18 protein-coding genes are annotated in these 17,154 nt (G+C 65.3%); 6 read left to right on the top strand and 12 right to left on the bottom strand.

Annotation, left to right across the window (positions count from 1 at the left end):
• Positions 1–55 precede the first annotated feature (55 nt).
• From ACTJKX_RS19025 to ACTJKX_RS19015, 3 genes are all read right to left on the bottom strand, one after another.
• Positions 56–1,060 carry a LacI family DNA-binding transcriptional regulator gene (locus ACTJKX_RS19025; RefSeq protein ID WP_367625237.1) on the bottom strand — a complete coding sequence of 335 codons (1,005 nt, stop codon included), beginning with the start codon at positions 1,058–1,060 and terminating at the stop codon, positions 56–58.
• 179 nt (positions 1,061–1,239) lie between these two features.
• Positions 1,240–1,944: an anti-sigma factor gene (locus tag ACTJKX_RS19020; protein ID WP_440726152.1), complete on the bottom strand. Its 705-nt coding sequence runs from the start codon at positions 1,942–1,944 to the stop codon at positions 1,240–1,242.
• Positions 1,937–2,509 (bottom strand): sigma-70 family RNA polymerase sigma factor, encoded by a 573-nt coding sequence (locus tag ACTJKX_RS19015; RefSeq protein ID WP_440726151.1) that lies wholly within the window; start codon positions 2,507–2,509, stop codon positions 1,937–1,939. Before ACTJKX_RS19015 ends, ACTJKX_RS19020 begins: the two co-directional genes overlap by 8 nt.
• A gap of 355 nt (positions 2,510–2,864) precedes the next feature.
• Here ACTJKX_RS19015 and ACTJKX_RS19010 point away from each other — a divergent pair, with 355 nt between their 5' ends.
• The 3 genes from ACTJKX_RS19010 to ACTJKX_RS19000 all read left to right on the top strand — a co-directional run bounded on the left by ACTJKX_RS19010 (position 2,865) and on the right by ACTJKX_RS19000 (position 4,916).
• On the top strand, positions 2,865–3,434 hold the full coding sequence (locus ACTJKX_RS19010; RefSeq protein WP_311940732.1) for a fasciclin domain-containing protein: 570 nt from the start codon (positions 2,865–2,867) through the stop codon (positions 3,432–3,434).
• 70 nt (positions 3,435–3,504) lie between these two features.
• Positions 3,505–4,122 carry a cytochrome b/b6 domain-containing protein gene (locus tag ACTJKX_RS19005; RefSeq protein ID WP_440726150.1) on the top strand — a complete coding sequence of 206 codons (618 nt, stop codon included), beginning with the start codon at positions 3,505–3,507 and terminating at the stop codon, positions 4,120–4,122.
• A gap of 11 nt (positions 4,123–4,133) precedes the next feature.
• Entirely contained in the window at positions 4,134–4,916 is a 783-nt protein-coding gene (locus tag ACTJKX_RS19000) for a molybdopterin-dependent oxidoreductase (RefSeq protein WP_440726149.1), read from the top strand.
• Between the two features lie 97 nt (positions 4,917–5,013).
• Here ACTJKX_RS19000 and fabI read toward each other — a convergent pair whose 3' ends face one another.
• The 5 genes from fabI to ACTJKX_RS18975 all read right to left on the bottom strand — a co-directional run bounded on the left by fabI (position 5,014) and on the right by ACTJKX_RS18975 (position 9,915).
• A complete protein-coding gene (gene fabI / locus ACTJKX_RS18995; protein ID WP_440726148.1) occupies positions 5,014–5,853 on the bottom strand; it encodes an enoyl-ACP reductase FabI in 840 nt (279 codons plus the stop codon).
• A 143-nt stretch (positions 5,854–5,996) separates the two neighbouring features.
• Positions 5,997–6,119 (bottom strand): hypothetical protein, encoded by a 123-nt coding sequence (locus tag ACTJKX_RS18990; RefSeq protein ID WP_311940720.1) that lies wholly within the window; start codon positions 6,117–6,119, stop codon positions 5,997–5,999.
• A gap of 68 nt (positions 6,120–6,187) precedes the next feature.
• On the bottom strand, positions 6,188–7,414 hold the full coding sequence (gene fabB / locus ACTJKX_RS18985) for a beta-ketoacyl-ACP synthase I (RefSeq protein ID WP_440726147.1): 1,227 nt from the start codon (positions 7,412–7,414) through the stop codon (positions 6,188–6,190).
• 424 nt (positions 7,415–7,838) lie between these two features.
• The gene (fabA, locus tag ACTJKX_RS18980) at positions 7,839–8,345 is read right to left on the bottom strand and encodes a 3-hydroxyacyl-[acyl-carrier-protein] dehydratase FabA (protein ID WP_068287971.1); all 507 of its coding nucleotides are present in this window, start codon (positions 8,343–8,345) and stop codon (positions 7,839–7,841) included.
• Between the two features lie 196 nt (positions 8,346–8,541).
• On the bottom strand, positions 8,542–9,915 hold the full coding sequence (locus tag ACTJKX_RS18975; protein ID WP_440726146.1) for a caspase family protein: 1,374 nt from the start codon (positions 9,913–9,915) through the stop codon (positions 8,542–8,544).
• A gap of 308 nt (positions 9,916–10,223) precedes the next feature.
• Here ACTJKX_RS18975 and deoA point away from each other — a divergent pair, with 308 nt between their 5' ends.
• The 3 genes from deoA (at position 10,224) to ACTJKX_RS18960 (ending at position 13,042) form a co-directional block, all read left to right on the top strand.
• Positions 10,224–11,549, top strand: a complete 1,326-nt coding sequence (deoA, locus tag ACTJKX_RS18970; protein WP_440726145.1) for a thymidine phosphorylase — start codon at positions 10,224–10,226, stop codon at positions 11,547–11,549.
• 1 nt (position 11,550) lies between these two features.
• Positions 11,551–12,765 (top strand): phosphopentomutase, encoded by a 1,215-nt coding sequence (locus ACTJKX_RS18965; protein ID WP_440726144.1) that lies wholly within the window; start codon positions 11,551–11,553, stop codon positions 12,763–12,765.
• A gap of 139 nt (positions 12,766–12,904) precedes the next feature.
• A complete protein-coding gene (locus ACTJKX_RS18960; protein WP_440726143.1) occupies positions 12,905–13,042 on the top strand; it encodes a hypothetical protein in 138 nt (45 codons plus the stop codon).
• Positions 13,043–13,046: 4 nt separating this feature from the next.
• Here ACTJKX_RS18960 and ACTJKX_RS18955 read toward each other — a convergent pair whose 3' ends face one another.
• From ACTJKX_RS18955 to ACTJKX_RS18940, 4 genes are read right to left on the bottom strand one after another with little or no spacing between them, the layout of a single operon-like run.
• The gene (locus ACTJKX_RS18955) at positions 13,047–13,463 is read right to left on the bottom strand and encodes a cytidine deaminase (RefSeq protein WP_311940702.1); all 417 of its coding nucleotides are present in this window, start codon (positions 13,461–13,463) and stop codon (positions 13,047–13,049) included.
• Positions 13,463–14,434 carry an ABC transporter permease gene (locus tag ACTJKX_RS18950; RefSeq protein ID WP_311940699.1) on the bottom strand — a complete coding sequence of 324 codons (972 nt, stop codon included), beginning with the start codon at positions 14,432–14,434 and terminating at the stop codon, positions 13,463–13,465. The genes ACTJKX_RS18955 and ACTJKX_RS18950 overlap by 1 nt, the downstream gene beginning before the upstream one ends.
• 4 nt (positions 14,435–14,438) lie before the next feature.
• Positions 14,439–15,611, bottom strand: a complete 1,173-nt coding sequence (locus tag ACTJKX_RS18945; RefSeq protein WP_440726142.1) for an ABC transporter permease — start codon at positions 15,609–15,611, stop codon at positions 14,439–14,441.
• Positions 15,608–17,125 carry an ABC transporter ATP-binding protein gene (locus tag ACTJKX_RS18940; protein ID WP_440726141.1) on the bottom strand — a complete coding sequence of 506 codons (1,518 nt, stop codon included), beginning with the start codon at positions 17,123–17,125 and terminating at the stop codon, positions 15,608–15,610. Before ACTJKX_RS18940 ends, ACTJKX_RS18945 begins: the two co-directional genes overlap by 4 nt.
• Between the last annotated feature and the right edge of the window lie 29 nt (positions 17,126–17,154).

Raw genomic sequence — 17,154 nt, 5'->3', positions numbered from 1 at the left:
TTGTCGTGCCACCGGCTTGTCGTTCTCGACGGATGCGGCGTCTGCCGCCTTCCCGTCAGGCTGAATCGAAGGGGTGCAGGATGGATGGCACGGTTGCCGTGCGCGGCGCGCCGGTGAAGCTGCCGTTCAGGCGTTCGAGCAGCATGGTTGTGGCCTGCCGGGCGAGGGTGGCCGGGCTGTTGCCCACCCGCGTCAGGCGCGGGCGGACATATTCGAGCTGGGGCAGGTCGTCGAAGACGGATACGGCGATCTGCCCGGGCACCGAAATGCCGCTGTCGTAGAATTCGGTCAGGGCGCCGGAGGCCATCAGGTAGTTGGCGAAGAATACGGCCGTCGGCAGGGCGTGGCCGTGCTCGTGCCTGAGCCAGGCTGCGGCCTCGCGGCCCGATGGCGCCAGATAGCTGCCGGTGAAGCGCAAGGCGGGGTCGATCGCGACGCCATTGTCGCTCAACGCCTTCTCGAAACCGTCCGCGCGCGCCATCGCCTCTGAGAAGAAGTCCGGGCCGGTGACATGGGCGATGCGCCGATGGCCCTGGCGGGCCAGATATTCGCCCATCAGATAGCCGCCGCCGAAATCGTCCAGCCGGATGCTGTCGACCGCCTGATTGGGCAGATGACCGATGAAGACGGTGGGAATGTCGATGTCTTCGAGCACGTCATGCATGCCGTGCAGGGCGAAATCGCCGACGATGAGGCCATCGACCCGGCGGTTGCGGATCTGCCTGAGATATTCGCGGCCATGGTCCTGGGAGTGGCCACCGGGCACGTCCGTGTTGAAGATCAGCATGTCCAGGCCGACATTCTCGAGCTCCGACTGCGCCGTCTTCACCAGCTCGGGATAGAAGGGGTTGCGGATGTCGGGGATCAGCATGGCGACCGTATCGGTGCGCCCCGTGCGCAGGCTGCGTGCCTGGGGGTTGGGCTGGTAGCCCAATTCGCGGATCGCCTGTTCGACGCGCTCGCGCAATTCCCTGGACACGCGATCGGCATGATTGATCGCATGCGATACGGTCGTGCGTGAAACGCCAGCTCTCTCGGCGACTTTCGATATCGTGCTCACTTGGGCATGATAGCCAAGATGAATGCATTTGCAAATCGATTTGCACGCGTATTGAGAGTGAGCTTTTCCCGGGCACGTGCACGCTTTGTCCGTTCTTGGAACCGTGACAGCTTGGGAGGCGAGGATGCGGACGTCGCGGCATGCGAGCATGTCGCCGTGACGTCCGCGCACCCGCAGGATCAGGGCGTGGCCTGCACCAGGGTACCGGAATAGAGGATGGGGCCGGTGGGCTGGCCTGAGGGGGAGCCGCCCTCCGGCTCCAAGGTCACCGCCAGGACGGCCTGCTGCACCACCTGCTCGGGCACGCTGGACAGGCGTGCCTTCTCCACCGTGAAGGGCCGGTCGCCGATCACGCCGAGCGATCGCGGGCCGGGGAGCTTGTCGTTCACCAGCCACAACTCATAGGACTTGTTCGGCTGGGGCCGGGCGGCCACCGGCCGGATGGTGAGGGAGCGCGCCTCGACATTCACCGAGACGATGAAGGCGGGGGAGGCGGCGTCCTTCTGCAGCACGGCGACGAAATTGCCCGGTTGCGCCGGATTGCGGAGCGAGGGCGTGAGGGCGAAGAGGGCCAGCCCCGCGGCCAGCGCGCCTGCACCCAGGGCGGCCATGCGCCAGCGCCGCAGGCGCCTTTCGAGCAGGGGAACCAGACTGTCCGTCCCGCCGTCGAGGCGGCCGAGGATGCTCGGGAACAAGGAAGCAGGCGCCTCCACCGGTGCGATGGTTTCGGCCAATGGGGCCAGACGACGCTCCCAGGCCGTGATGGCGGCATCGAGATCGGGCTCGCGCTGGCGCCGGGCCGCAACGGCGGCACGTTCGGCCGTGTCGAGCGTGCCGAGCACATACTCGCCTGCCAGGAGATCGAGGTCATCGCGCTCAGTCATGGCCGAGGCACTCCCTCAGCTGGGCGAGGCCGCGATGCAGCAGGGTCTTGACCGTGGGCACCGGCCGCTCGAAGCGCCGGGACAGGGCCTCGCGTGTGGCACCGCGATAGTAAGCGAGCAGGATCATCTGGCGCCGCTCCTCTTCGAGGCCGGCGAGGCAGGAGAGCAGTCGCCGCAATTCCTCGCTGCGTTGGCGAGCCTCGAGCGGTTCGCTTGCCTCGGCCGGCAAATCCTCGATCTCCTGGGCGTCGGTGCCGGCCGTGGGCCGCGCGCTGCGCAGCAGGTCGATGGCGCGGTTGCGGGCGATCGTCGCCATCCAGGTCAGGGCGGAGGCCTTGCCGGGGTCGAAATCCGCCGCCTTGTCCCAGATTCTCACGTAGATCTCCTGCACTGCATCGTCGGCCGCAGCCCTGTCACGCAGGATACGGAGCACCACCCCGTAAAGTTTCGCCTGTGTCGCATCATAGAGGCGCCGAAACGCAGCCCTGTCGCCGGAGGCGACGGCGTGCAACAGGCCCTCCAGCGACGACCCTTCCTTCTCGTTGACGCCTCTGCTGCTGCTCAAGCCGATTGCCCCGGTTTCCGCCTGGCCTGGACTGGTCGCCCGCCTCAATCAAACAATAATTCGCTGCCCGGCGAAACAGAATTCCATCCTGAAATCCGGCGGGTTGGTGCGTACGTTGCAGCTGCGCAAAGGTTTCATCGAAATATGGAAATAATTTTATTCACAGAAATGAAACCTTATGGCCGTTGTATCGTATCTGTATATTTCATTGTTATTTCGATCTATAAGATGAAATTGAAGAATATTTTTTAAATTCTGAAACTCGTGCGAAATCGAGGCGTAGATCTTCACGAGACGCGGACATCCCCGTGCTCCACCGCTCGGAACGAGCGGTGCAACCTTCCGGAGATCTATCATGACCCGTCGCACCTCCTCTTACGCAGCCGTCATCGGTGTGGTTCTGGCCGCCTCGGTGTTCTACACGGGCGCGGCCTTTGCCGAGACCACCGTCAATGTCGGCGGCGCGCCGATGTATCCCTCCAAGAACATCATCCAAAACGCCGTCAATTCGAAGGACCACACCACGCTGGTCGCCGCGGTCAAGGCGGCCGGCCTGGTCGATACCCTGATGACCCCCGGCCCCTTCACCGTGTTCGCCCCGGTCAACAAGGCCTTCGGCAAGCTGCCCAAGGGCACGGTGGACACGCTGCTCAAGCCCGAGAACAAGGCGACCCTGACCGCTGTGCTCACCTATCACGTCGTGGCCGGCAAGCACTCGGCCGCCGAACTGATGTCCGAAGTGAAGGCCGGGGGCGGCAAGGCCACGCTCAAGACTGTGCAGGGCGGCACGCTCACCGTCGTGCAGGACGGCCGCAAGCTCGACATCATCGACGCCAAGGGTGACCGCTCCACCGTCACCATCCCCGACGTCAACCAGAGCAACGGCGTCATCCACGTCGTCGACACCGTACTGCTGCCGCAATGATGGCTTGCGCCGGACCGCGGACGCCTCCGCGGTCCGGTGCCTCCTAGATCCCTTTCGGGAGTCCGTCGCCATGACGCAATCTCACCCCCTGCCGGTCCCGGTCGCCGCGCCGATCCACCCGGCGATCGTGCGGATCAGCCATTGGACCAATGCGGTCGCGATGCTGCTGATGATCTCTTCCGGCTGGGCCATCCACAATGCCTATCCCACCCTGCCGTTCCCGTTTCCCTCGGCCCTCACGCTCGGCGGCTCCTTGATCGGCGGTCTGCAATGGCATTTCGCCGCCATGTGGCTGGTGATGGCCAATGGCGTGGTCTATCTCGCTTATGGCCTGGTTTCCGGCCGGTTCCGGCGCAAATTGCTGCCGGTCACGCTGGCCGCCGTGCTCGCCGATCTCAAGGCGGCGCTGGCCGGGCGGCTGGGCCATGAGGATCTCAGCCACTACAACGCCGTGCAGCGCCTGCTCTATCTCGGCGTGATTGTCGCCGGCGTGCTGGTGGTGCTGTCGGGCCTGGCGATCTGGAAGCCGGTGCAATTGCGCCCGCTCGTCATGCTGCTCGGCGATTTCGACATGGCCCGCCTGATCCATTTCGGCGCCATGTCGGTGATCGTCGGCTTCCAGGTCGTGCATGTCGCGATGGCCCTGCTGGTGCCGCGCAGCCTCGTCGCCATGATCCGCGGGCATTGAGGGAGGGTGTCATGCTGCGTGAACCCAAAAAGGCCCATCCCGATACTGGCGCGATCCTCAAAGAGGCCGCCCGCCGGCTCGATCGCGCCACGCGGCGCCAGTTCCTGCGCCGGGCGCTCGGCCTGGGAAGCCTGACCCTGCTCGCCGGCTGCGACGTCACTGACGGCTATAGCGCCGAGGCGATGCTGGGGCGGATCTCCGATTTCAACGACCGCGTGCAGGCCTGGCTGTTCTCCCCGGAGCGTTTGGCAAAGGAATATCCCGAAAGCATGATCACCCGGCCCTTCCCGTTCAACTCCTTCTACGAGCCCAACATTCCGGACAAGGCACCGGTGATCGATGCCGGCCTCTATCGCCTGAACGTCACGGGCCTGGTCGAGCAGCGGGCGGACTGGACACTGCCGCAGTTGCACGCCTTGCCGCGCGTCACCCAGATCACTCGCCATATCTGCATCGAGGGCTGGAGCGCCATCGGCAGCTGGTCCGGCGTACCCTTCTCGCATTTCCTGCGCCGGATCGGCGCCGATCTCACGGCGAACTACGTCAATTTCCGCTGCGACGACAATTACGTCACCAGCATCGACATGCCGACCGCCCTGCATCCGCAGACGCAGCTCACCTTCTGGTTAGACGGGCAGGTGCTGCCGCGTGCCTATGGCTTCCCGATGAAACTGCGCGTGCCGACCAAGCTCGGTTTCAAGAACCCCAAATTCATCGGCGAGATCGAGGTGAGCAACGACTATCTCGGCGGCACCTGGGAGAGCCAGAGCTATAATTGGTTCAGCGGGCTGTAGCTGGCTGTTTGCTCGTGGAAAAGAAAATGCGGGCGACGATGCCCGCACTTCCATGGATACTTCGCTTCCAGTGCTTCCGCGACGGGGACAGGCTGGCCTATTCGGCGGCGGCCTTCGTCGTCACGCTCGCCTCGGCGGCTTCCTGGGCCTTGAGGGCTTCGGGATGCGGCATCGAGATGATGTTGTAGCCGGAGTCGACGAAATGTACCTCGCCGGTGACGCCGGTCGACAGGTCCGAGAGCAGATAGAGCGCCGAGCCACCGACTTCCTCGATGCTGACCGTGCGACGCAGCGGCGCATGGGCGCGCTGGTAGTTGAACATCAGGCGGGCATCGGAAATGCCGGCACCGGCCAGGGTGCGGATCGGCCCGGCCGAGATGGCGTTGACGCGCACGGCCTGCGGGCCGAAATCGGAAGCCAGATAACGCACCGAGGCTTCCAGCGCGGCCTTGGCGACACCCATGACATTGTAGTTCGGCATCACCCGGGTGGAGCCGCCATAGGTCAAGGTGAGGATCGAGCCGCCATCATGCATCAGGTCGGCGGCGCGCTTGGCGATCTCCGTGAAGGAGAAGCAGGAGATCACCATGGTCTTGGCGAAATTGTCGCGCGTGGTGTCGGCGTAGCGGCCCTTGAGCTCGCTCTTGTCCGAATAGGCGATGGCGTGGACGAGGAAGTCGATCTTGCCCCATTCCCGCGCCAGCGTGGCGAAGACGCCGTCGACGGAAGCGATATCCTCGACGTCGCACGGCACCAGCAGGCTGGAGCCGACGCTGTTGGCCAGCGGCTCCACGCGCTTGCGCAGGGCATCGCCCTGATAGGTGAATGCCAATTGGGCGCCTTGGGCGGCAAGGCTCTTGGCGATACCCCAGGCGATCGAATGATCATTGGCCACGCCCATGATCAGACCGCGCTTACCTTGCATGAGCCCTGTCATGGCCTGCAACTCCAAATCCTGGTCATCAGTCACCAAAGCAAAGCGCGTTTTCGTGTGAACGTTACTTTGCTTTGACTCCTTGGTTGGACGCGCTTTGCGATTCGACGCGATCCCGTCAAATCGCAAAGCGCTTTGGGGCGCAATCAGACCAGAATCGGCCGATCAGCCCGCATTTCCGCCTCTTTACCACGTTTTGACAAAGCAGCCGGGGATTTGCTGGCTTCCCGGATCACTTTATCTGTCTCTTTGTTACCGGGCATGCTCATCCACGGTCTTCAAACTATGGATGAGCGCCTACCCTGGATAGTCCGGGCGGAACAGGCGGTGACCGATCTCAGGCGTCGAGCCGCTTGAAGACCAGGGCCGCGTTGGTACCGCCGAATCCGAAGGAATTGGACAGGACATGGCTGAGCTTGGCATTGTCGATACGCTTGCGCACGATCGGCATGTCAGCAAAGGCCGGATCCAACTCCTCGATATGCGCGCTCTCGCAGATGAAGCCATTATTCATCATGAGGAGTGAATAAATTGCTTCCTGCACGCCCGTCGCGCCCTGCGAATGGCCGGTCAGCGCCTTGGTCGCGGCGATCGGGGGGCATTTGTCGCCCGAGCCGAACACCTTGCGGATGGCCTCGATCTCAGGCGGATCGCCGGCCGGCGTCGAGGTGGCGTGCGGGTTGATGTAGTCGATCGGTGCCTTGATATTGGCCAGCGCCATGCGCATGCAACGCTCGGCGCCTTCGCCCGAGGGGGCAACCATGTCATGGCCGTCGGAGGTTGCGCCATAGCCGGCGATCTCGCCATAGATGCGGGCGCCGCGGGCCTTGGCGTGCTCCAGTTCTTCCAGCACCAGCACACCGGCACCGGCGGAGATCACGAAGCCGTCGCGATTCTTGTCATAGGGGCGGGAGGCCGTAGACGGGGTGTCGTTATATTTGGACGACATCGCACCCATGCCGTCGAACAACACGGCGAGCGTCCAGTCGAGTTCCTCGCAGCCGCCGGCGAACATCACGTCCTGCTTGCCATATTGGATCTGCTCATAGGCATTGCCGATGCAATGGTTCGAGGTCGCGCAGGCCGAGGAGATCGAGTAGTTCGTGCCCTTGATCTTGAACCAGGTCGAGAGCGTGGCCGAAGCGGTGGACGACATCGCCTTGGGCACGGCGAAGGGGCCGACCTTCTTGGAGCTGCCCGACTCGCGCGCCTTGTCGGCAGCCTCGACGATGGTACGGGTAGAGGGGCCGCCGGACCCCATGATGATACCGGTGCGCTCGTTGGAGACTTCGTTGGCTTCGAGGCCTGAATCTAGAATGGCCTGCTCCATCGCCACATGGTTCCAGGCGGTACCGCCACCGTGGAAGCGCATGGCGCGGCGATCGACCACCGAGGCAGGGTCGAGCGTCGGCGCGCCATAGACTTGAGAGCGGAAGCCGTATTGGACGAACTGCTCGGCGCGCGTGATACCGGATCTGGCCTCGTGCAAGCTGGAGAGAACCTCCTGCGTCGAGTTGCCGATCGAAGACACGATACCCATGCCGGTAACGACGACACGTCTCATGGCGATCCCTTCCAGTTTCGTGACCGCCCCACGATCCTCTCCGAGGAGATCGCCAGGCCGGCACTGCGTTCCCTAGAGAAAAGCGCGTTCAATGTGAACGCTCGCTTGCCCTAGCTCCTTGTTTCCAAGCCAATCCGACGGATTGGCGGGAGCGTCCTTGCGATTTGAGGCAATTGCGTCTCATCGCAAAACGCTTGAGCAGAATTTCGCAAGCGGCCCGGTTTTGGGCAAGCTCGGAAATTATGCTCGCTGCCCGCGGACGGGCAGGACCCGGACACGGACGGCTAACAAAGCATCGACCCCGTCGGCGCGTCGAGCGTCGTCGGGGCCGCACCCTGCATGTTTCAAAGCGCATTGCAACAGGCAGGCCGATGCCAGGCCCGACCGGAAACGCGCTCGATCCGCGCCGCGCTCAGGCCAGAAATCAGGCTTGGAACAAGCCGACGCGCAGATCCTTGGCTTCATAGATGGTGCGGCCATCGGCCTTTAGCCAGCCATCCGCAATGCCGAGAATCAATTTACCCTTGAAAACCCGCTTGAGGTCGACGCCATACTCGACCTGTTTGACGCTGGGCAGCACCTGGTCGGTGAACTTGACTTCGCCGACGCCGAGAGCACGGCCGCGTCCGGACTGGCCGAGCCAGCCCAGGAAGAAGCCGGTCATCTGCCAGAGGGCGTCGAGGCCAAGGCAGCCCGGCATCACCGGATCGCCCTGGAAGTGGCAGGAAAAGAACCACAGGTCCGGTTTGACATCGAGCGTGGCGCGTACGCAGCCCTTGCCATTTGGCCCGCCGGTCTCGGAGATCTCCGGGATGCGATCGAACATCAGCATGGGGGGGAGGGGCAATTGCGCATTGCCGGGGCCGAACATCTCGCCGCGCCCGCAGGCCAGGAGATCTTCATATTCAAAGCTCGAACGGCGTTCCGCCATTGCGTCTCAGTCCTCATCGACCAGTCAAAACCGCGTGGCCGGACAGGCGAGCCTGCCCGCTCCACGGCCTCCCCTTAACATAGCAATCCCGCAGCCGAAAGCGGGGGAAGGGTCGCGGGGGCGATGTTGCCCCCTTAAAAAGGACTCAAGCGGCTTTGTCGGACCACGGACCGGCTGGTCGGCAGGGGTATGCGTGCTATCGCGCCGCCGAATCGTAGCGGAATACCAGCGTGTCGTCGCGCCAGCCGGTTTGCGCACAATCCTTGGCACGTCGGGGAGCCTTGCCACGCAGGGTGATGATCGGCGGCTCTCCGGCCGCCGAGCCCTCGACGCGATAGGAGATCGGCCCGCATTCGCGCGAGAAGACATAGGCCTGGCCGCGATAGATGCCGCCGCTGGCGCTCCCCTTGAACAGCAGTGCCCCCTTGCGGACCCCGACCTCGGCCAGGCCCGGGCGCGGCGCCTCATAATAGAACAGGCGGTTGCCCTCACTCGCCGAAAGCGCCACGCGCGAGCCGTTATGGTTCCAATAGCTCGAGATCGTGTAGGGTGGCGGATCGGGTCGAGCGGGCGCGGACGCAGGTGAGGCGGAGATCGGCGCCGGCCCGGCCGCAGGCTTGGCCAGGGCTTCCAGCCGCCGGCGCACCGAGGCGGCGCAATAGCCCTTCGGAAAATTGTCGAGATAGGCTTCGAGCTTGATCGGGGTGGGTTCGGTACCGAGATCGGTACAGGCCGCCATGTCCGCCTTGTCGGGGACCGGGCTTCCCGGCGCCGGCGATGGCTGCTGCGTGGCGATGGGGACCGAACCGGATATGGCGCTTCCCGACAGATAGAGATCACCGAGCAGGGCTTCATCCACCCACGGCGTCTGGCGCTGGTTCGTGGCGGCATGGACGTCCTGGCGTACCAGCGCCAGCATGCGACGGATCTCGATGCCGGCCTCCGGCAGACGCTTCAGCAAGGCGGCCGCGAAGGGAGAATGGCCGTTGTCCCCATCGTCGGCGACGGCATTGGGGCCGGTGGCGAAGGCCACCAGCGTACCGGTGCTGGCGGCATCGAGCCGGGCGAGGCCGCGTGAGGCGCCGCGGCTTGCGCTTGCCGGCAGGGGATTGTTGCGGCAGGCATCCACCAGCAGGATCTTGGCCTTGGCGCCGGAAGCGCTCAGGATGTCGCTGATGTCGTCGAGTTTGATGGTCTGCGTGGCGAGATCGACGCGACTCTTGATGTCGGCGCCGACGGGAATGAGGAAATTGCGCTGGTCGACCTGCATGCCGTGGCCGGCATAGTACACCAGGGCGATATCGGCATCGGTGGCCTCGTTGCCGAATTCGGACATCGCCCTGAGCATGGCGGCATGATCGGCGTCGGTGGCGCGGATCACCTTGAAGCCGAGTGGGCCACCTGCGAGCAGCGTGGCCATGGCGTCGGCATCGGCGACGGGATTGGCGAGGCGGCCGAGCGTGCGATAGTCGCCGTTGCCGATGACGAGGGCGACACGCTTGTCGGCGAGCGCGACGGTGGCCCCGGCCAGCCAGAACAGACACAACAGCATTACGCAACGCCGGATCATCGCCCCACCCCGGATTCACGGCAGCACCACATCGATTGTGGCACGCGCGCCAGGCGCTGGCCAGTTCGGGGGGAACAGGCCGTAGGGCAGCTTTGCCAGGGCACCAGGACGTCGTCTCTTCGTGATAGATTTGTAAACGCTCGCACACTTTCCTCCGCATGGCTTTCCTTCGAGGATCGTGGAGGCTATCGTCGCGGCCCGAAATCGAAAGGCCACGCAGGGCCAAGGCGTCTTGCGATCTGGCCGTCGGCCGGGAATCGCAAAGAAGCGTTCCGCTTGACTGCGTTCTGCTCCAGGGAGCCCCATTCGTGACCCTTCTTCCCCAGGAAATCATCCGCAAGAAGCGCGATGGCGCCGCTCTATCCGCGGCTGACATCGAGAGTTTCGTGCAAGGGCTTGTCGCCGGCAGCGTCACCCATGCCCAGGTCGCGGCCTTTGCCATGGCGGTGTTCTTCCGCGGCATGGCGATGGAGGAGCACATTGCCCTGACGCGGGCGATGACCCAATCGGGCACCGTGCTCGACTGGCGCGGGCTCGACCTGCCGGGGCCGGTGGTGGACAAGCACTCGACCGGCGGCGTCGGCGACAATGTCAGCCTGATGCTCGGGCCGCTGGTGGCTGCCTGTGGCGGCTTCGTGCCGATGATCTCGGGCCGGGGCCTGGGGCATACCGGCGGCACGCTCGACAAGCTCGATTCGGTGCCCGGCTACGCCACCCAGCCCGATCTCGACCTGTTCCGCCGCGCCGTGCGCGAGGCAGGCACCGCCATCATCGGCCAGACCGCCGATCTCGCCCCGGCCGACAAGACCGTCTATTCGATCCGCGACGTCACGGCCACGGTCGAATCGATCCCGCTGATCACGGCCTCGATCCTGTCGAAAAAGCTCGCAGCCGGACTTCAGGCCCTGGTGATGGACGTGAAGACGGGCTCTGGCGCCTTCATGCCCACCCTGGAGGGCTCGCGCGAACTGGCCGAATCGATTGCGACCGTCGCCACGGGAGCCGGGCTGCCGACCACTGCACTGATCACGGCGATGGACCAGCCCCTTGCCAGCGCCGCCGGCAACGCCCTGGAGGTCCGCAATGCCGTGGACTTCCTCACGGGAGGGCAGCGGGACCTGCGCCTCCTGGAGGTCACCGTCGATCTTTGCGCCGAAATGCTGGTGCTCGGCGGGCTTGCCCGCGATACCGCCGAAGGCCAGGCGCGCATCGAGCAGGCTCTGGCGAGCGGGCGGGCGGCCGAACATTTCGCCCGCATGATCGCGGTGCTCGGTGGGCCGGCGGACTTCGTCGAGCGGCCCGAGCATTATCTGCCCGTTGCACCAGTGATTAAACCCGTCTTCGCCGAGCAGGCAGGGCGGGTCGGCGGTATCGATACGCGGGCCGTCGGTCTCGCGGTGGTGGCGCTGGGCGGCGGGCGCACCCGCCCGCAGGATGCGATCGACCATGCCGTGGGCCTGACCGGCCTCGCCGAACTCGGCGCCGAGGTCGGGCCTGACAGTCCCCTCGGCTTCGTGCATGCGCGCAGCGACGCGGCAGCCGAAGCGGCGGCCGCCAGCCTCCGCACCGCCTACCGCATCGGAGAAGGCGAAGCAGCCTTGCCGCCGGTACTCGAACGCATTGGAGGAAAGTGACATGGGCCGCGCTCTCCTTCTGGTGATGGATTCCTTCGGCATCGGCTCGGCTGACGATGCCGAGCGCTATGGCGATGCGGGAGCGGATACGCTCGGCCATATCGCCGCGGCCTGCGCGGCGGGCCGGGCGGGGGAGAACGAGCATCGCACGGGGCCCCTGCGCCTGCCCGTGCTCACCAGCCTGGGCCTCGGCGCGGCTGCGCAGGCTGCGACAGGCACACTCCCGCCTGGCCTGGAAGGCGGCGTGGCCGAGGGGCTGTGGGGCTATGCGGCGGAGGTTTCCAAAGGCAAGGACACGCCATCCGGCCATTGGGAGATTGCCGGCTATCCCGTGCCGTTCGACTGGGGCTATTTCCCCAGGGAGGTGCCCTGTTTTCCTCCCAAGCTGATCGCCGCCATCGTCAAGGAGGCCGGGCTTGCCGGGGTGCTCGGCCAGCGTCATGCCTCGGGAACGCAGATCATCGCCGAACTCGGTGCCGAGAGCATAGAGACGGGCAAGCCGATCTTCTACACCTCCACCGACAGCGTGCTGCAGATCGCCGCCCATGAGGAGGCGTTCGGGCTGGAAAGGCTGTTGTCCCTGTGCGAGATCGCCCGGCGCCACGTCGACCACCTCAATATCGGCCGGGTGATCGCGCGGCCTTTCGTCGGCGATGCCGTCGGCGGTTTCACACGCACCGCCAACCGGCGCGACTATGCGGTGCCGCCGCCGGCCGACACGCTGCTCGACGTGGCAGAGCGCGCGGGACGGGGCATCGTCACCATCGGCAAGATCGGCGACATCTTCGCCCATCGCGGCACTGGCGAGATCGTCAAGGGCCCGAGCAACGACGCCCTGATCGATCGCACGCTCGAAGCTATGGGGCGCCTGCCCGATGGCGGCCTGCTCTTTGCCAACTATGTCGATTTCGACACGCTCTATGGCCATCGCCGCGATATTCCCGGCTATGCCGGCGCCCTGGAGCAGTTCGACATGCGCCTGCCGCAGATCCTGACGCGGCTGGGTGAGGAAGACCTTCTGATCATCACGGCCGACCATGGCTGCGACCCGTCCTGGACGGGAACGGACCATACGCGCGAATTCGTGCCGGTGCTGGCGCGTCTGGGCAAGCGCACGGGGCCGATCGGCCGGCGCGACAGCTTCGCCGACATGGCCGCCAGCGTGGCGGAGCACCTCAGGCTGGACTGGCAGGGGGCGGGCAAGTCGTTCCTGTAGTTCCGGATGCGCGGGCGCCCGGACGCCCGCTCATCTCTTCTCAACCATGATTCCAGACGGTGCGGCGAATTCGCGCCGCGTTAACGCCCGAGCATCCGCGACGCTTCCATCATGACCCCCGTTTCGAGGTGGGTCGGTTATGATCGAGCGTATGCATATCGTGTTGAAGGGCGGCATTTCCGCCGAGGACAGGGCGCAGTTCTGGGTGGGGCTGACGCTGGCCGTCGCCACCGTCGTGCTGCTGTGCGCCAGCTTCCTCGACCTGGTCTCGATCTGAGGTTCTATCCGAGATTTTCCGGGCCGAAGCTCTCGGGCAGCAGCTCGTCGAGCGTGAAGCTGCGGCGGATGCCCTCGGGCCCTGCGACATGGATGGGTGTCGACGGCCTCGCGAATTCGCGGATGCGCTGGCGGCAGCCGCCGCAGGGCGTGGTGAGGCCGGGCGCATCGGGGTGGGCGTCGGTCCAGCCCAGTACCAGGATTTCGGCGATTCCCGTTTCGCCATCCGCCACCATGGCCGAGATAGCGCCGCCTTCGGCGCAGGCCCCGACCGGATAGGCGGCATTCTCGACATTGCAGCCGGCATAGATCCGGCCCGAACGGCCGCGGATGGCCGCTCCCACCTTGAAGCGCGAATAGGGGGCGTGCGCCTTCTCGCGCACGGCCCTGGCGGCTTCGAACAGATCGGCGAGCGCGTCCATCAGCGTTCCTTGAGATAGGGAATGCCCGCGGCCTTGGGCGGCGTCGCCGCGCCGACGAAGCCGGCCAGCATCAGTACGGTGAGGATGAAAGGCAGCGCCGAGATCAGCTCCGAGGGCACCAGCATGCCCGCGACGACGAAGCCCGACCCCATGCGGATCGAGATGGCGTCGAGCAGGCCGAAGAGCAGGCAGGCGCCGAGCGCGGGCCAGGGCCGCCATTTGGCGAAGATCAGGGCCGCCAGGCCCATATAGCCGCGCCCGCCGGTCATGTTGGAGACGAAGGCGGCCGAATCGGCGGTGGAGAGATAGGCACCGGCGATGCCGGTCAGCAGGCCGCAGATCAGCACGGCCCGGTAGCGCAGCCAGGCGACCGAGATGCCGGCGGTGTCGACCGCCTGCGGGTTCTCGCCGACGGCGCGCAGGCGCAGGCCGAAACGGGTCTTGTAGAGGACCCAGGCCGTTACCGGCACGCAGATGAAGGCGAAATAGACCAGGATCGAATGGCCGGAGAGCACGTCGGCATAGAGCTCACCGATCACCGGCACGCCCTTGATCGCCTCCGCACCCGGCAGCTCGATCGGTTGGAAACGGGCGGCGCCGCTGAGGCTCGGCGTGCGGCCGCCCTCGCCATACCAGGCATTGCCGATGAAGGCGGTACTGCCGAGCGCCAGGATGTTGATGGCGACGCCGGAAACGATCTGGTTGCCGCGATAGCGGATGGAGGCGATGCCGTGCAGCAGCGCAAAGCCGATGGAAACGATGATGGCGGCGATGAGGCCGAGCCAGGCCGAGCCATAGGTCGCGGCGGTGACCGCGGCGGCGAAGGCCCCCACCAGCATCTTGCCTTCGAGGCCGATGTCGACGATGCCCGAACGTTCCGAATAGAGGCCGGCGAGGGCGCAGAGCAGATAGGGCGTGGAGATGCGGATGGCGGCGGCCGCCACGCTGGCCAGCATGATCACGGTATCCATGGCGTCATGCTCCCTTGCCGGCGGGGGTGAACAGTTGGAACAGGGCAGCGAGCTGGGGTCGGAACATGGTCTCCAGGGCGCCGACGAAGAGAATGATGATGCCCTGGATCATCACGATCATGTTCTTGTCGAACACGGGGTTTTCGAAGGACAATTCCTGACCGCCCTGGATGAGCGCTCCGAACAGGATGGAAGCAAGCACGATGCCGGCCGGATGGGAGCGGCCCATCAGGGAAACGGCGATGCCGATGAAGCCGGCGCCGGCCGTGTAGTCGATGATCATGCGGTGCTGCTCGCCCATCAGCACATTGGCGCCCATCAGGCCGGCCAGGCCCCCCGAGATCAGCATGGCGATGATGATGATTTTCGCAGGCGAGATGCCGGCATAGACGGCGGCCGTCTGGTTGTGGCCGACCGTGCGCATCGCATAGCCGAGCCGCGTGCGCCAGATCAGGGCCCAGACCAGTAGGGCTGCGATCAGGGCGATCGGAAAGGCGAGATTGACGAGGGTGAGGTCGAGCTGGATGCCGATGCCGGCCAGGATGTCGCTGAGCAAGGGCATGCCCGTCGAATCCGGAAAAAGCTCGGACTTCGGCTCGCCCGAGCCCGGCTTCATCATCACGTTCACCAGGAGATACTGCACCAGAGCGGTGGCGATGTAGTTGAACATGATGGTGGTGATGACGACATGGCTGCCGCGCTTGGCCTGGAGGTAGCCCGGAATGAAGGCCCAGGCGGCGCCGAAGAGCATGCCGGCGGCCATGCCGAGCGGGATGGCGAGGGGCCAGGGCAGGCCGCCCAGATGCAGGCAGGCCCAGGCGATGCCGATGCCGGCGATCTGGCCCTGGCCGTCCACGCCGATATTGAACAATCCGGCATGAAAGGCGACGGCGACGGCAAGGCCGGCGAAGATGAAGGTGGTGGCATAATAAAGCGTGGTGCCCACGGCGTTGGCATCGCCGAACGCGCCGCCGATCATGGTGACGCCGACGGTCAAGGGGTCGGCGCCGACGATGATCCACACCGCGATGCCGGAGACGATGAAGGCCACCAAGACGTTGAGCAGCGGCAGGATGATGGTGTCGGCCCACCAGGGCAGGGTGATCAGGCTGGCGCCGCTGCGCCCCGAAAAGATCGCCCCGAGAAAGGCCCCGGGCGTGGTGGTCTGCCCGCTCATGCCGCTTCTCCCGAAACGCCGGCCATCAGGAGGCCAAGGCCGTTCTCGGTGGCGTCCTTGGCCAGGCACTCGCCGGTGATGCGCCCGCCGCACATCACCAGGATGCGATCAGAGAGGCCCATGATCTCGTCGAGCTCGACCGAAACCACCAGGATGCCCTTGCCGGCGTCGCGCATGCCGATCAGGCGGCGGTGAATGAACTCGATGGCGCCGATGTCGACGCCGCGCGTCGGCTGCCCCACGATCAGCAAAGCCGGGTCGCGCTCCATCTCGCGGGCCAGCACGATCTTCTGGGCATTGCCGCCCGAGAAATTGGCCGTCTTCAGTTTCGGATCGCGCGGGCGCACATCGAAGCGTTCCATCTTGTCGGTGAGGTCGGCGATGATGCGGCGATAATTGAGGAAGGGGCCGCTGCCGAGCTTGCGATCCTTCTGATAGCCCAGGATCGCGCTTTCATAGGCGGCGAAGGGCTTGACCAGGCCCATCTTCATGCGGTCTTCGGGCACGTGGGCCAGGCCGAGCTTGCGCAGCTCCGCCGGGTCCGCGGCCGCGGCATTGCTGCCCCGCAGCCGGATCTCGCCGGAAAAGACCGGCCGGATACCGGCAATGGCTTCCAGCAGCTCCGATTGGCCGTTGCCGGCGACGCCGGCGACGCCGACGATCTCCCCGGCCCGCACGGTGAAGGAGACATCATCGACGCGGGTGATGCCCTTCTCGTCCTTGACGGTGAGATTCTTGACCTCGAGGATGATGTCGGTCGGCTTGGCCTCCGCCTTGTCGACGCGCAGCAGCACCCGGCGCCCCACCATCAGCTCGGCGAGCTCGGTGGGGTTGGTCTTGGCGGTATCGACGGTGGCCACCATCTCGCCGCGCCGCATCACCGAGACCCTGTCGGTGATCGCCATGATCTCGCGCAGCTTGTGGGTGATCAAGAGGATGGTCTTGCCCTGCTCGCGCAGGACCTTGAGGATTTCAAAGAGCTGGTCGGCTTCGGCCGGGGTCAGCACACCGGTGGGCTCGTCCAGGATGAGGATGTCGGCACCGCGATAGAGGGCCTTGAGGATCTCGACGCGCTGCTGGGCGCCGACGGGCAGTTCGCCCACCACGGCATCCGGATCGACTTCCAGATGATAGCTCGTTTCCAGCCGTGCCAGTTCGGTACGGGCATGTTCGCGCCCCTTCGCCAGCAGGCCGCCGCCTTCGGCGCCGAGCATGACGTTTTCCAGCACCGTAAAGGGATCGACCAGCATGAAGTGCTGATGGACCATGCCGATGCCGGCATCGATGGCATCCTGGGAGGAGCGGATCGCCTTCGCGGTGCCGTTGATGTGGATCTCGCCGCTGTCGGCCTCGTAGAAGCCGTAGATGATCGACATCAGCGTGGATTTGCCGGCGCCGTTCTCGCCGATGATGCCGTGGATGGTGCCTCTCTCGACCACGAGGTCGATCGCCTTGTTGGCGTGGACGGGGCCGAAACGTTTGTCGATTTGCTTCAGTTCGAGGGCAGTTGCCAAAGGGAGCCTCGCGGGAGCAATAGGGGCCG

The sequence above is a fragment of the Labrys sp. 22185 genome (assembly GCF_052045555.1).
In the GTDB taxonomy this organism is placed as follows: Bacteria; Pseudomonadota; Alphaproteobacteria; order Rhizobiales; family Labraceae; genus Labrys; species Labrys neptuniae.
This window is presented reverse-complemented; position numbering and strand designations above follow the sequence as displayed.

Excerpts from the sequence above, each read along its gene's own strand:
- ACTJKX_RS18945 (WP_440726142.1), bottom strand. The coding sequence starts at position 15,611 with ATGAGCGGGCAGACCACCACGCCCGGGGCCTTTCTCGGGGCGATCTTT.
- ACTJKX_RS18955 (WP_311940702.1), bottom strand. The coding sequence starts at position 13,463 with ATGGACGCGCTCGCCGATCTGTTCGAAGCCGCCAGGGCCGTGCGCGAG.
- ACTJKX_RS18950 (WP_311940699.1), bottom strand. The coding sequence starts at position 14,434 with ATGGATACCGTGATCATGCTGGCCAGCGTGGCGGCCGCCGCCATCCGC.
- ACTJKX_RS18990 (WP_311940720.1), bottom strand. The coding sequence starts at position 6,119 with ATGAGCATGCCCGGTAACAAAGAGACAGATAAAGTGATCCGGGAAGCC.
- fabB (WP_440726147.1), bottom strand. The coding sequence starts at position 7,414 with ATGAGACGTGTCGTCGTTACCGGCATGGGTATCGTGTCTTCGATCGGC.
- ACTJKX_RS18975 (WP_440726146.1), bottom strand. The coding sequence starts at position 9,915 with ATGATCCGGCGTTGCGTAATGCTGTTGTGTCTGTTCTGGCTGGCCGGG.
- ACTJKX_RS19020 (WP_440726152.1), bottom strand. The coding sequence starts at position 1,944 with ATGACTGAGCGCGATGACCTCGATCTCCTGGCAGGCGAGTATGTGCTC.
- ACTJKX_RS19010 (WP_311940732.1), top strand. The coding sequence starts at position 2,865 with ATGACCCGTCGCACCTCCTCTTACGCAGCCGTCATCGGTGTGGTTCTG.
- ACTJKX_RS19000 (WP_440726149.1), top strand. The coding sequence starts at position 4,134 with ATGCTGCGTGAACCCAAAAAGGCCCATCCCGATACTGGCGCGATCCTC.
- fabI (WP_440726148.1), bottom strand. The coding sequence starts at position 5,853 with ATGACAGGGCTCATGCAAGGTAAGCGCGGTCTGATCATGGGCGTGGCC.
- fabA (WP_068287971.1), bottom strand. The coding sequence starts at position 8,345 with ATGGCGGAACGCCGTTCGAGCTTTGAATATGAAGATCTCCTGGCCTGC.
- ACTJKX_RS18965 (WP_440726144.1), top strand. The coding sequence starts at position 11,551 with ATGGGCCGCGCTCTCCTTCTGGTGATGGATTCCTTCGGCATCGGCTCG.
- ACTJKX_RS18960 (WP_440726143.1), top strand. The coding sequence starts at position 12,905 with ATGATCGAGCGTATGCATATCGTGTTGAAGGGCGGCATTTCCGCCGAG.
- ACTJKX_RS19005 (WP_440726150.1), top strand. The coding sequence starts at position 3,505 with ATGACGCAATCTCACCCCCTGCCGGTCCCGGTCGCCGCGCCGATCCAC.